Here is a 12,738-nt window from a genome sequence, read left to right as displayed (position 1 = left end):
CCACGTATTTTAACGTCTAACGTCGCGACAGGCAAAATTTTATTCTACAACTCATTGATTTGCAAGAGCGATTTCATCGGGTGGCTCGCCAGCGAACGGCCTTTCCACGCATTCCATACGCTTGAGCCACTGAGCGGCACTTGCGCTAAAACCTGGTCCGCTTCAGCCTCGCCAGAGAAAGCACAGAACACACATGCCCCCGAGCCAGTCATCCTGGCATCGCCGTAGCTGCTCAACCATCTCACCGCCTCTGCTACCGGCGGGAACAGGCGTTCAGCCACGTCCTGCAAATCATTCTTTCCGAAGCCAATCTGTTTGCCTGAAACAGCAAGGCTGCTGGAAAAGTCCGCTATTGTAACGGGCTTCGTGTCCCTCGTCAAATCGGGCGCGGAAAAAATTGCCGGGGTTGGCACGGCGACGCCCGGCTCGATCACCACGTACCAGCAGTCGGGCCCTGGCACCGGCTGCAGCGCCTCCCCGACCCCCTCGGCAAACGCGGTTTCGCCGAACAGGAAGAACGGAATGTCGGCGCCCAGCGGCAGGCCGATGTCCATCAGTTCCTGTTGCGTCAGGCCGGCCTGCCACAGGTGGTTGGCGGCCATCAGCGCGGTGGCGGCGTCCGACGAGCCGCCGCCCAGCCCGCCGCCCATCGGCAGGATCTTCTCGATGGCCACGTCGATGCCCGGCGGCAGCCTGCCGTGGCGGCGCGCATATTCTGCCTGCAGCAGGCGCAGCGCACGCACGATCAGGTCCTGCTCCTCGGGCACGCCCGGCACGCTGGTCGACCGCACGATGCGCTCGTCGTCGCGCAGGTCGAAGTGCAGCGTGTCGGCGCGGTCGATCAGCTGGAACACGCTTTGCAGCAGGTGGAAGCCGTCGGCGCGGCGGCCGACGACGTGCAGGAACAGGTTGAGCTTGGCCGGAGCCGGGCAATGGTGGAGCGAACGCATGGATCCCGTCCCCTCCTCAGCCCTGCGCTGCCGGATCGATGGCGATGCGGATTTCCAGGTCCTGGATGTCGCCGACCGCGGCGCGCGTGGCGTGGATGACGCGCGGGGCCGGCTGCGCGGCATCCGGATCTTGCCAGCTGACGAAGCGCAGGCGCCAGCCGTCGCGCGTGACGACTTCGTTGCGCGCCGGCGATGCCGCGAAGCGCTGCCCTTGTGCATCCACCGCATAGCCCTGCATCCAGTCGCGCAGACCCGACACCGGCAGCGGCCAGCCCAGCGTACGCTGGCTCAGGCTGTCGATGTCGGCTTCCGTCACCGGCGGCCGGTTGGCCTGGGTCAGGGTGGCCGATTGCGGCGTCACCGCGATGGTCGCGAGCGTCTGGCCGATCGGGCTGGTGATCGTCACGTCCACCTGCCCGGGACGCTGGGCCCAGTCGAAGTTCACGGTCAGTGATTCGAGCTTGCTGTCTTTCTGGTAGTTGACCGACAGGCGGCCGCTCAGGTCGATGGTGTCGCGGTAGGCGCCCACGGTGGCGACATTGGTGCTGGTGGTGGCGCAGCCGGCCAGGGTGGCAAGGGTGGCAGCGAGGACGAGCAGGGTCAGGCGTCGGCGCATTGGTATCGTTGGCGGCATCGGCAATGGGTAGTGGCGGTCGGGTTGCGTCGATGCGCCGGCAGCATCGCTGGCGGCGCATCGGGATGAATCGTGGATTATTTCACAAGCTCTGGCGCAGGCGCGCGAGCGTGCTGCGCAGCGTGTCGTTCTGCGGGTCCTTGGCGCGTGCTTCGCGCCACAGTTCCTGCGCCGCGGCCTGCTGGCCCTTCTGGAACAGCACTTCGCCCAGGTGCACGGCGATTTCCGGGTCGCGCCGCAGCGCGTAGGCATTGCGCAGGTACTTCTCGGCTTCGTCCAGTTTGCCCATGCGGTACTGGACCCAGCCCATGCTGTCCATGATGAATGGGTCGCCCGGCGCCATGTCGAGCGCCTTGGCGATCAGGGCGTGGGCTTCCTCGAGGCGCAGGCTGCGCTCGGCCAGCGAGTAGCCGAGGGCGTTGTAGGCGTGGTGGTTGTCCGGCGCCAGCGTCATCACGTCGCGCAGCACTTTTTCCATCACGTCGAAGCGGCCGATCTTTTCGGCCAGCAGCGCGAAGTCGTACAGCAGGTCGGGATTCTTCGGGAAGCGCTTGGCGGCAGCGTCCATCAGCGAATAGGCTTCCAGGGTGCGGCCGGCGTCACGCAGCAGCTGCGAGTCGGCCGCCACCACCTGGGCCTGCTGGGCCGGCTCAAGCGGCTTGAGGCTGGCCAGCAGCTTGCGCCCGCCGGCCAGGTCGCCCTGGCGCGCCAGCAACTGGGCGCGGCGCAGCTGGGCGCTGAACAGCAGTTGCGCGTCGGTGCCTGCGGGGATCTTCTCGAGCCAGGCCAGCGCCGCCGGATAGTCGCGGCGCTCTTCCGCGATCTGCGCCAGGATCAGGAGCGCGCGGGTGGGGTCGCGCTCGTCTTCCGGATTGCGGGCGAGTACCTCGACGAAGCGCGTGAAATAGCCTTCGGCGGCCACGGCGTCGTTCATCTGCGTGGCCAGCACGCCCAGGGCATACAGGTTGCCGGCATCGTCCGGCCGGCCCTTGAGCAGCGCCTCGAACTGGGCGCGCGCCTGTGGATACTGCTTCTGGTTGACCAGTACCCGGGCGTGCGCCGCGCGCACTTCGCGCGCTTCCGGATGCTTCTTGAGGAAGGCTTCCAGCATCGGGCCGACCTTGGCGTCGTCCTCGAGCACTTGCGCCATCATCAGCACGGCGATCTCGGAATCGGGCTTGGCCGCCAGTGCCCCCTGGGCGCCACGCTGGGCCGCCGCCTTGTCGCCGCGCGCGAGCGCCGCCTGGGCGCGCACGATATGGGCTTCGAAGCTGCCCTCGTAGGGCGCGATGACGCGCTCGAGCATGGCCGCTGCCGCGTCCTTGTCCTTGGAACGGCCCAGCAACTGCTGGATCTGGAACAGCAGCATGCCGCGCTTGTCGGGCGGCGCCGCCTTGAGGCGCTTCACGAAGATCGGTTCGACGTCCGCGATGCTGTCCGAGGTGATCACCATGCCGACGAAGTACTGGGTCGCTTCGTCCGACTCCGGGTCGAGCTCGCGCCACAGGCGCACGGCCGCCAGCGTGTCGTCGGCCTGGCGGGCCGCCACCGCCATCTCGGCCGCGCGGCGCGCCAGGCGCGGGTCGCGGGTCTGCTGGGCCAGCGACAGCATGGTCAGATACGGGCCCTGCCAGTCGCCCTTGCGAAATGCGAACTCGGCCTTAAGTAGCTGGTTCAGCATGCTGCTGGTCAGCTCGACCTTGGGCAGGCGCGCTTCCGCTTCGGCCCGGGCCTTGGCGTCGGGGTCTTCCTCGCTGGATTCGGCGACCGCCGCGTCTTGCTCGCCTTCCTGCCCGGCCGCCCGCTCGGCGTCGGCCAGCGGCGTGTCCGAAGAAGCCTGCGCCGCGGCCGGCTGTGCCGTCCGCTGTACCGGCGCGACAGCGCACGCCGCCAGGATGCTGGAGAGGGATACAATGACGAAAGCGTTTTTCAAGGCAAGTCCACGGTTCTGAGATGTTGTCCGATTCTACGCTCAAGCATGCGCCCGCGTGCACTGCAGCGCGCTTCACGGCTTGCCTGCTGCCTGAGAATTTACACGATTCCCCTTCCCCATGCCTGAACTGCCAGAAGTAGAAGTCACCCGGCGCGGTGTCGCGCCCCATATCGAAGGCCGCGTCGTCGAGGCGGTGGTGCTGCGCCGCGAAGGCCTGCGCTGGCCGTTCCCGCCCGGCTTGTCCGAACTGCTCGTCGGCCGCCGCATCCTCGGCACGGGCCGCCGCGGCAAATACCTGCTGATCGAATTCGAGCACGGCGTCCTGATCGTCCACCTCGGCATGTCCGGCCATCTGCGCGTGCTGCCGCCGGGGATCGAGCCGCGCAAGCACGACCACGTCGATCTGGTGGTGGCCGGCACGGATGCGGGACCGGAAGGCCGGCAGGTGCTGCGCCTGCACGATCCGCGCCGCTTCGGGGCCGTGCTCTGGCATGGCAAGGAAGAAGGCGAGCTGGAGCAGCATATGCTGCTGCGTGGCCTGGGTGTCGAGCCGCTGGGTGACGGCTTTTCGGGCGAACTGCTGTGGCGGGAGACGCGCAAGCGCAATGCCCCGATCAAGCAGGTGCTGCTGGCGGGCGACATCGTGGTCGGCGTCGGCAATATTTACGCTTGCGAGAGCCTGTTCCGCGCCGGGATCAACCCGAAAACGCCGGCCGCGCGCATCAGCCGGGCCCGCTACAACAGGCTGGCCGAGGCGATCAAGGACATCCTTGCCGCTGCGATCGTGCAGGGTGGTAGTACCCTGCGTGACTTTATTGCTGTAAATGGTCAATCAGGGTATTTCCAGCAGACATATTTCGTCTATGATCGTGCTGGAGTGCCTTGCCGCAACTGTGGGGCGCCGGTTCGCCAGATCAAGCAGGGCCAGCGTTCGACTTTCTATTGCGTGCAGTGCCAGCGTTGAGACGTAGGGTGGTCGGCTACGGCGACCGCGCGTTCAACTCCGGCATGCTTTGCCTCGGCGCGTTCACTGTTTGAACGCGCGGTCGGCGAGCCGACCACCCTACAAACCGGGTTTAGAAACATGCAGGATTTTCAACAGTATGGCGCCTGGCGCGCCGCCGTCACGGCATCGCTCGAGGCCTACGGCGCCGCATTGCGTGACGCCGGCCTGATCGACGGCGCCGGCGAACAGCAGCTCGCACGGGCCCTGGCGCGGCTGCGCGACGACCGCCTGTCGGTGGCCTTCGTGGCCGAGTTCTCCCGCGGGAAGACTGAGTTGATCAACGCGCTCTTCTTCGCCGACTACGGCCAGCGCATCCTGCCGTCCAGCGCCGGCCGCACCACCATGTGCCCGACCGAGCTGCTGTACGACCCTGCCCTGCCGCCCTGCATCCGCCTGCTGCCGATCGAGACCCGCGCCGGCAAGCTGTCCACCAGCGACTATCGCGAGCACACCGGAGAAAACAGCGCGAGCTGGACCGTGCTGCCGCTCGACCTGGACGCCCCCGAACGCATGACCGAGGCCTTCCGCCAGGTGAGCCAGACCTGCCGCGTGCCCGCCGCCGAAGCCGAAGCCTACGGCCTGTGGGACCCGGAAGACCCGGACCTGGCGTCCAGCCTGGGGGCGGACGGCACGGTGGAGATTCCGCGCTGGCGCCACGCCGTCATCAACCTGCCGCACCCGCTGCTCAAGCAGGGCCTGGTCATCCTCGACACGCCGGGCCTGAACGCCATCGGCACCGAGCCGGAGCTGACCCTCAACCTGATCCCGAACGCGCACGCGGTGCTGTTCATCCTGGCCGCCGAGACCGGCGTCACCAGGAGCGACATCGAGGTCTGGCGCACCCACATCGGGACCGGACCAGGACGCCTGGCGGTGCTCAACAAGATCGACGCGATGTGGGACGAACTGCGGTCGCCGCAGGAGAACGACGCCGAGATCGCACGCCAGCAGGCGCACGCGGCCCAGCTGCTGGGCCTGGACAGCGCACGCGTGTACCCGGTGTCGGCGCAGAAGGCGCTGGTCGGCAAGATCACCGGCGACATGGCCCTGTTCGAGAAGAGCCGCCTGGGCGCGCTCGAAGCGGCGCTGTTCCACAGCCTGATTCCCGCGCGCCGCGACATCGTCCGGCGCCAGCTGCATGCCGACCTGGCGCTGCTGGCCGAAGGCGAGGGGGCGCTGGGCGCGGCGCGCATGCGCGAGCTGGCCGAGCAGCTGCAGGAGCTCAAGAGCCTGCGCGGCAAGAACCGGGGCGTGATCGCGCACATGGTGAAGCGCATCGAGCTGGAGAAGAAGGAATTCGACGCCAGCCTGTTCAAGCTGCAGGGCACGCGCGCCGTGTTCGCGCGCCTGTCCACCGAGCTGTACTCGACGCTGGGCATGGACGGCGTGCAGGAAAAAACCGAGGCGGTGCGCGCGGCGATGCAGGCCGCCCGTTTCGCGACCGGCATGCGCGCGCCGGTGCGCAGCTATTTCGAGGCGCTGCGCGCGAACCTGGACGCGTCGTCGAGCAAGGTCGCCGAGATCAGCGCCATGATGGACAGCATGGTGCGCAAGTTCTCGGCCGAGCACGGCCTGTCCCTGGCCAGCCCGATGTCGCTTTCCTTGGCGCGCTACCGCCGCGAGATCGACGAGATCGAGGCGCTGTTCCTGAAGCAGTTCGGCACCGCCACCCTGCTCATGACCAGCCGCGCCACGCTGCTCGAGCGCTTCTTCGATGCGATCGCCTCGCGCGCCCGGCGCAGCTTCCGCGAGGCCAACCTGGACGCCGAAAACTGGCTGAAGGTGATCATGGCGCCGCTGGAGATGGCGATTCGCCAGCACCGCGACGGCCTGCGCCAGCGCCAGGCCTCGGTCCAGCGCATCTTCGAGGCCACCGACAGCCTGGAGCAGAAGATCGCCGCGTTCGAGAGCACCCGGGTGGCGCTGGACGATACGCGCCGCCGGCTGGCGGCGATGGCGGACGCTCTGGCGGCCCGCCTGGAAGAGGAAGCGGCATGAAACGTTTGACTGAATTCGGCCCGGCCGAATTCGACCAGCTGGCCGACCCGGGCTTTTCCCAGGCGGTGATCGACTGGCAGCGCAGCCACGGCCGCCACACGCTGCCCTGGCAGAACACGACGGACGCCTACCGCATCTGGCTGTCCGAGATCATGCTGCAGCAGACGCAGGTGGCGGCGGTGCTCGGCTATTACGCGCGCTTCCTGGAACGCTTCCCCACCGTGCAGGCGCTGGCCGAGGCGCCGCTCGACGACGTGATGGCGCACTGGAGCGGCCTGGGCTACTACACCCGGGCGCGCAACCTGCACGCCTGCGCCAGGCGCGTGGTACAGGAATACGGCGGCGTGTTCCCGGGCGACCCGGGGCTGCTGGCCGAACTGCCGGGCATCGGCCGCTCGACCGCGGCGGCGATCGCGGCCTTCTCCAGCGGCGCCCGCGCCGCCATCCTGGACGGCAACGTCAAGCGCGTGTTCGCGCGGGTGTTCGGGATCGACGCCTACCCGGGCGAAAAGCGCGTCGAGGACGCCCTGTGGCGCCGCGCCGAAGCGCTGCTGCCCGAGCAGGGCATCGAATCGTACACGCAGGGCCTGATGGACCTGGGCGCCACGCTGTGCACGCGCAGCCGCCCGGATTGCGGACGCTGTCCGCTGCAGGCACGCTGCGTCGCCTACGCCACCGGACGGACGGCGGAGCTCCCGGTGCGTAAGCCGAAGAAAGCGACGCCGGAAAAGCGTGCGGCGCTGCTGGTGCTGATCGACCGCGGCCAGGTGCTGCTGGAGCAGCGGCCGGGCACGGGGATCTGGGGCGGGCTGCTGTCGCTGCCGGAGGTGGATGGGCACCTGGGGGTGGACGTGGCTGCCCTGTCCTCGCCCGAGGTCGCGGCTGCGGCGGCGCAGTTCGGCCAGGTGGGCGAGGTGCAGGCGCTCAGGCCGCTGGTGCATGTGTTCACGCACTACAAATTACATATCACGCCGTGGCAGGTCAGGCTGGCCTCGCGCGGCGGCGCGACCGGGCGGCACCTGTGGTGGGATCTGCACGCGATCGCGGAGGCGCCCTTGCCGGCGCCGGTGAAGAAGCTGCTGGTGGAGCTGGGAACGCCGGGCTTGTTCGGGTAGCTGCCGTTCGTAGGGTGGGCGGCTATACCCGGCGATGCGATCAGTCGGCAGCGTGTACGCCACCCGCGCGCTCAAACCACGGCAATGCTGCCCGTGCGGCGTTTCACTCGCTTGTTGAACGCGCGGACGGCGCCGCCGTTCGTGCTGATCGCGCTGCCCGGCGGAGCCGCCCACCCTACGAAACCGGCCGGTTCCTGACTCAGAAGTGGTCCAGCGAGAAGATGCGCCGATGCTCCCGGATCGCATACCGGTCCGTCATCCCCGCAATGTAATCCGCAATCTTGCGCGCCTGCCGCATCGGGTCGTTCTCGACCTGGTAATCGTTCGGCAACAGCACCGGATCCGCCAGGAAGGCCTCGAACAGCTCGCGCACGATGCGGCTGGCCTTCACGCGCATGCGGTTCACCTGGAAGTGGCGGTACAGGTTCGCATACAGGAAGCGTTTCAAGGCCGTGGTTTCCGCGCGCATCTGCGGCGAGAAGCGGATCAGCGGCGGTGACGCCCGCACGTCGTCGATGTCCTGTGGCGCCGCCTCCTTCAAGAGCGCGGCCGAGGTGTCCACCAGGTCGGCCGTCATCGCCGTGATCATCAGGCGGATCGTCTCGTACAGCGCGCGCCGTCCCGGCAAGCCTGGGTACTGGGTCTCCACCGTGTGCCGGTGGCGCGCGAACAGTTCCACTTCTTCCATCTGCCCCATCGTGAGCAGGCCGGAACGCAGCCCGTCGTCGATGTCGTGGTTGTTGTACGCGATCTCGTCGGCCAGGTTGGTCAGCTGCGCTTCCAGGCTGGGCTGGCTGCGGTCCATGAAGCGGTGCCCGAGCTCGCCCAGCTGGCGTGCGTTCGCCAGCGAGCAATGCTTGAGGATGCCCTCGCGCGTTTCAAAGGTGAGGTTCAGGCCGTCGAAGGCGCCGTAGTGCTCTTCCAGCTCGTCCACCACGCGCAGGCTCTGCAGGTTGTGCTCGAAGCCGCCGTAGTCCTTCATGCATTCGTTGAGCACGTCCTGGCCCACGTGGCCGAAGGGCGTGTGTCCGAGGTCATGCGCCAGCGCGACCGCTTCGACCAGGTCTTCGTTGATCTGCAGGCTGCGCGCCAGCGTGCGGCCGATCTGGGCCACCTCGATGGAATGCGTGAGCCGGGTGCGGAACAGGTCGCCCTCGTGGTTCAGGAAGACCTGGGTCTTGTACTCGAGCCGGCGGAAGGCGGTCGAGTGGATGATGCGGTCGCGGTCGCGCTGGAACTCGCTGCGCGATCCTGCCGGCGGCTCGATGTGCGTGCGGCCGCGCGACTTCGACGAATGGGCTGCGTAGGGGGCAAGGCGTGCGTCGAAGTCCATCGCCTTCACTCCTTCGTCGTGTCCACGCAGGCGGCCAGCGTGGCCTGCAGGACTTCCACCGGCACCGTCGTGATCGACGGACTGCCCAGGGGCTTGAGCAGGATGAACTTGATCGCCCCGCCCTCGTTCTTTTTATCGACCGCCATCAGTTCGATCCAGCGCTCCACGCCCAGGTCGGGCGCCACGGTCGGCAAGCCGGCCGCCTTCACGAGATTGCGCACGCGCTCCACCGTCAGCGCGTCGACCAGGCCGAGGCGCGCCGACAGGTCGGCCGCCATCACCATGCCGCAGCCGACGGCCTCGCCGTGCAGCCAGGTGCCGAAGCCCAGGCCGGCCTCGATCGCGTGGCCGAAGGTATGGCCGAAGTTCAGCACGGCGCGCAGGCCGCCTTCGCGTTCGTCCTTGCGCACCACCTCGGCCTTGATCTCGCAGGAGCGCGCGATGGCGTAGGCCATCGCTTCCGGCTCGCGTCCGACGAGCCTGGCGATGTTGGCCTCGATCCAGTCGAAATAGGCGGCATCCAGGATGGCGCCGTGCTTGATCACCTCGGCCAGGCCGGCCGCCAGTTCGCGCGGCGGCAGGGTATCGAGGGTGGCGGTATCGGCGATCACGGCGCGCGGCTGGTAGAAGGCGCCGATCATGTTCTTGCCGAGGGGGTGGTTGATGCCGGTCTTGCCGCCCACCGAGGAATCGACCTGCGACAGCAGCGTGGTGGGTACCTGGACGAAAGGCACGCCGCGCATGTAGCTGGAGGCGGCGAAGCCGGCCAGGTCGCCGATCACGCCGCCGCCGAGCGCCACCACGACCGTCTTGCGGTCGCATTTGTGTGCGAGCAGCGCGTCGAACACCAGATTCAGCGACTGCCAGGTCTTGTGCTCCTCGCCGTCCGGCAGCACGATCTCGACCACGTCGCGGCCCGCGGCGCGCAGCGCAGCGGCGACCTTGGCCAGGTACAGCGGCGCAACGGTCGTGTTGGTGACGATGGCGGCCTTGCCGCCGTCGACGTGGCGCGCGAGCAGCGTGGCATCGTCTAGCAGGCCGGGGCCGATCGTGATCGGGTAGCTGCGCTCGCCCAGGTCGACGTTCAGGATGGTGGGTGCGGGTTGGGTCATCGCGTTCATCGGGTCGCTTGCCAGTGCGCGCTTACGGTCCGCCAGGGCGGCCCCGAACGCGGCGAGCTGGTCCAAAATGGTCTGTATCATCGATTGTACGTTAGGACGGCCGGTATCGATGACGAGGTCGGCAATCTCGCGGTACAGCGGGTCGCGCTGGGCCAGCAGCTCCTCGAGCTTGGCGCGCGGGTCGGCGGTCTGCAGCAGCGGCCGGTTCTTGTCGTGCGCTGTGCGCTGCAGGATGCTGCCGATCGAGGCGCGCAGGTAGACCACGGTGCCGCGCTCGGCCAGCAGCGCGCGGTTGCCCGGGTCGAGCACGGCGCCGCCGCCGGTGGCCAGCACCAGGCCGTCCTGCGCGCTCAGCTCGCGGATCATGTCCGCTTCGCGGCGCCGGAAACTCCCCTCCCCCTCGATCTCGAAGATCCAGGGAATCGAGGCGCCGGTGCGGGCTTCGATCTCGTGGTCGGAGTCGACGAAGCGCATGCCGAGCTTGCGCGCCAGCTGGCGTCCGATGGTGGTCTTTCCCGCCCCCATCAGGCCGACCAGGAAGATATTGTTGTTCTTGCGATGAGGCACTGCCAGGTCCGCAGAAATAAAAAAAGACGGCCAGTATAGACTGGCCGCCTCATTTTGCGTCAAACCGAGGCTTCAGACGATCAAGGGCAACTGAACGTGACCCTGAACGGAATCGACGTGGTATCTCCTTTCGGCGTAATGACGGTTACGTCAAAGGTACCGACGCTGCCGGCAGTGCAGGGTTGAGGAGCAGTGCTGTTGATGGTGAAACGGTGGGTCGAGCCTTGGGCTCCCACGACCGTGTTGCCGGTGTGGTCATCCAGGCCGCTCGCATTGTGCGGCAAAATATTCGGCACGATTGCCGGGACCACGCCGACGACAGTAGCGTTGGCGAGGCCGGTCACTTGGACGGTTGACCCAGCCGGCAAGGGGTTCAGGTTCAGGTCGTTCAGCTGCAGCGTAAAGACGAGCGGATTGGCCGACGGGACCGGGCCGATTTCCACCGTCTGGCTTGGCAGCCTGGTGCTTGAGCCGTTCATGAAGACGTTGTCAGCATAACCGCCGCTGAAGAAGATGGTGGTCTTGGTGAACTGTGTATGCGTGCCGTCGGTCGTACTGGCGCAAATCGTTGCCAGGCCTGGGCGGGTGCTATCGGGTGTCGCTCCGGGACCGGTGTTGCACGGCGTCGCCGGCTGTCCAGGCACGGCCTGACGGGGATTCTGCGTGCGGAAGTCGACTGAACAGCCGCCATTGACGGTATTGCATCCGCCTTTGTCGGACGAACCGATCGCGCCCAGGTTGGTCTGGAAGACGATCGGCGTGCCGTCAGGGACCGGATTGCCCGACTGGTCGGCCAGCAGGATCCGGACTACGCTCGCCGGCGTAGTCGTACCGCTGTCCACACGCCATCCTTCGACGTTTGAAACAGAAGTACTCAGCGACAGCGAGCGCTGCACCGGGAGGCCGGTGGTCACCAAGATCGAGTCTGACAGAGTGGAGATGTTCTCCGGACGGGTCGATGTGGTGGTTCCGGGAAGCGTGGCCTTGACGCGGAAGCTGGTTGCCGTATAGCGGGAGTTGACCGTGGTGATGACTTCGCCGTTCTGGTCGGTCGTGTCGCTCGCCTTGTTGAGGTCGACAGCGCCGGCGGGGACCACCGAGAACTCGACTGGCTGGCCTACCAGCGGGCGGTCGAATATGTCGATGACTCGGAAGCGCAGGGTGGCGGTTTCAGTACGGTTGATTCCGCCCTGACCGCGGATCACAATCGATTTATCCACTGGTGAGGCGGCCACGAACTGCACTGATGCCGCTGCCGGAGCAGCAATATCGAGCGTATTGCTTACTGAAGCGGTGACCCCATCGGCCGACGCTGTGATGGTATCTTTGTTGCCGCAGCCTAGGTCACGGTAGACCACCATGGCCTTGCCCTGGTTGGTTGGCGCGGTTGCCGCCAGCGTGGCTTTGCCGGCGGTGGCGCAGGCAGACGTAAAGCGTACGTTCACCGACTGGTCGGTGTACAGGGTGCCATTCGCCAGCACGTCGACCGATATCTCGGTCGAGCCATAGGCAGCGATCGCGGATTGCGACAGGCGCAAGGCGCCGAGCGTAAGTGCAGTTGCGCCAACCGAATAATTGCCTTCGCTAGTCACGGTTGCCCCGGCAAGCACGGTCGTGGCCGTCACTTTGCCGGCGCCGCTCGCCGACAGGCTGGCTGCACGCAAGGTCACGGTGGCGACGCCGCTGGCGTCGGTCAGAGCGGTCCCGGCGGTCGGCGAGAACACTGCCAGCGTCGGATCGGTGGCGAAGGAGACGAGTGCGTTGGTTACCGGTTTTCCAGCCTGGTCGCGCACTAGAGCGCGCACGGTCAAGGGAGTAGCGCCTGTGAGCGAGTTGCTGGCTTGGCCACCCGCATTGACGAAGCTCATTGTAACGGTCGGCGTTGCCGGAACTGTTGGTCCGGGCGTGCCGCCGGTGCCGGTACCGCTACCCGTACCGGTGGTCGTGCCGGGATTACCGCCACCGCCGCCGCAAGCCGTCAGTACTGCCGCCATCAGCAGCACCAGGCTGCCGCGCATGGTCTTGCTCGTTTCGTTCATGTCAAACCCGTTGTTGTTTTGATTAGTGCTTATTGATTATTT

At 67.1% G+C, this 12,738-nt stretch carries 9 protein-coding genes; 3 read left to right on the top strand and 6 right to left on the bottom strand.

What is annotated here, in order from left to right:
- Positions 1-44: 44 nt before the first annotated feature.
- The 3 genes from ispE to AC56KL_RS08885 all read right to left on the bottom strand — a co-directional run bounded on the left by ispE (position 45) and on the right by AC56KL_RS08885 (position 3,517).
- The gene (gene ispE, locus AC56KL_RS08895) at positions 45-950 is read right to left on the bottom strand and encodes a 4-(cytidine 5'-diphospho)-2-C-methyl-D-erythritol kinase (RefSeq protein WP_497179776.1); all 906 of its coding nucleotides are present in this window, start codon (positions 948-950) and stop codon (positions 45-47) included.
- A gap of 16 nt (positions 951-966) precedes the next feature.
- Positions 967-1,566, bottom strand: coding sequence for an outer membrane lipoprotein LolB (locus AC56KL_RS08890; RefSeq protein ID WP_497179775.1), 600 nt, complete (start codon positions 1,564-1,566; stop codon positions 967-969).
- Positions 1,567-1,666: 100 nt separating this feature from the next.
- Positions 1,667-3,517: a tetratricopeptide repeat protein gene (locus AC56KL_RS08885; RefSeq protein ID WP_497179774.1), complete on the bottom strand. Its 1,851-nt coding sequence runs from the start codon at positions 3,515-3,517 to the stop codon at positions 1,667-1,669.
- Between the two features lie 118 nt (positions 3,518-3,635).
- Between AC56KL_RS08885 and mutM the strand changes: the two genes are divergently transcribed.
- The 3 genes from mutM (at position 3,636) to mutY (ending at position 7,636) form a co-directional block, all read left to right on the top strand.
- Positions 3,636-4,481, top strand: a complete 846-nt coding sequence (gene mutM, locus AC56KL_RS08880; protein ID WP_497179773.1) for a bifunctional DNA-formamidopyrimidine glycosylase/DNA-(apurinic or apyrimidinic site) lyase — start codon at positions 3,636-3,638, stop codon at positions 4,479-4,481.
- A 120-nt stretch (positions 4,482-4,601) separates the two neighbouring features.
- Positions 4,602-6,521, top strand: a complete 1,920-nt coding sequence (locus AC56KL_RS08875) for a dynamin family protein (RefSeq protein WP_497179772.1) — start codon at positions 4,602-4,604, stop codon at positions 6,519-6,521.
- The gene (mutY, locus tag AC56KL_RS08870; RefSeq protein ID WP_497179771.1) at positions 6,518-7,636 is read left to right on the top strand and encodes an A/G-specific adenine glycosylase; all 1,119 of its coding nucleotides are present in this window, start codon (positions 6,518-6,520) and stop codon (positions 7,634-7,636) included. Before AC56KL_RS08875 ends, mutY begins: the two co-directional genes overlap by 4 nt.
- Positions 7,637-7,835: 199 nt before the next feature.
- On the opposite strand, the gene AC56KL_RS08865 is transcribed toward mutY, so the two are convergent.
- From AC56KL_RS08865 to AC56KL_RS08855, 3 genes are all read right to left on the bottom strand, one after another.
- On the bottom strand, positions 7,836-8,969 hold the full coding sequence (locus AC56KL_RS08865; RefSeq protein ID WP_497179770.1) for a deoxyguanosinetriphosphate triphosphohydrolase: 1,134 nt from the start codon (positions 8,967-8,969) through the stop codon (positions 7,836-7,838).
- Between the two features lie 5 nt (positions 8,970-8,974).
- Positions 8,975-10,615 (bottom strand): bifunctional shikimate kinase/3-dehydroquinate synthase AroKB, encoded by a 1,641-nt coding sequence (gene aroKB, locus AC56KL_RS08860; RefSeq protein ID WP_497179809.1) that lies wholly within the window; start codon positions 10,613-10,615, stop codon positions 8,975-8,977.
- Positions 10,616-10,737: 122 nt separating this feature from the next.
- Complete coding sequence (locus AC56KL_RS08855) at positions 10,738-12,696, bottom strand: Ig-like domain-containing protein (protein WP_497179769.1); 1,959 nt, start codon at positions 12,694-12,696, stop codon at positions 10,738-10,740.
- Positions 12,697-12,738 lie beyond the last annotated feature (42 nt).

The sequence above is a fragment of the Telluria sp. ZB4P34 genome, assembly GCF_059686055.1.
This window is presented reverse-complemented; position numbering and strand designations above follow the sequence as displayed.

Coding starts and splice junctions, on each gene's coding strand:
- ispE (WP_497179776.1), bottom strand. CDS start 950: ATGCGTTCGCTCCACCATTGCCCGGCTCCGGCCAAGCTCAACCTGTTC.
- AC56KL_RS08890 (WP_497179775.1), bottom strand. CDS start 1,566: ATGCGCCGACGCCTGACCCTGCTCGTCCTCGCTGCCACCCTTGCCACC.
- mutM (WP_497179773.1), top strand. CDS start 3,636: ATGCCTGAACTGCCAGAAGTAGAAGTCACCCGGCGCGGTGTCGCGCCC.
- AC56KL_RS08875 (WP_497179772.1), top strand. CDS start 4,602: ATGCAGGATTTTCAACAGTATGGCGCCTGGCGCGCCGCCGTCACGGCA.
- mutY (WP_497179771.1), top strand. CDS start 6,518: ATGAAACGTTTGACTGAATTCGGCCCGGCCGAATTCGACCAGCTGGCC.
- AC56KL_RS08865 (WP_497179770.1), bottom strand. CDS start 8,969: ATGGACTTCGACGCACGCCTTGCCCCCTACGCAGCCCATTCGTCGAAG.
- aroKB (WP_497179809.1), bottom strand. CDS start 10,615: ATGGGGGCGGGAAAGACCACCATCGGACGCCAGCTGGCGCGCAAGCTC.
- AC56KL_RS08855 (WP_497179769.1), bottom strand. CDS start 12,696: ATGAACGAAACGAGCAAGACCATGCGCGGCAGCCTGGTGCTGCTGATG.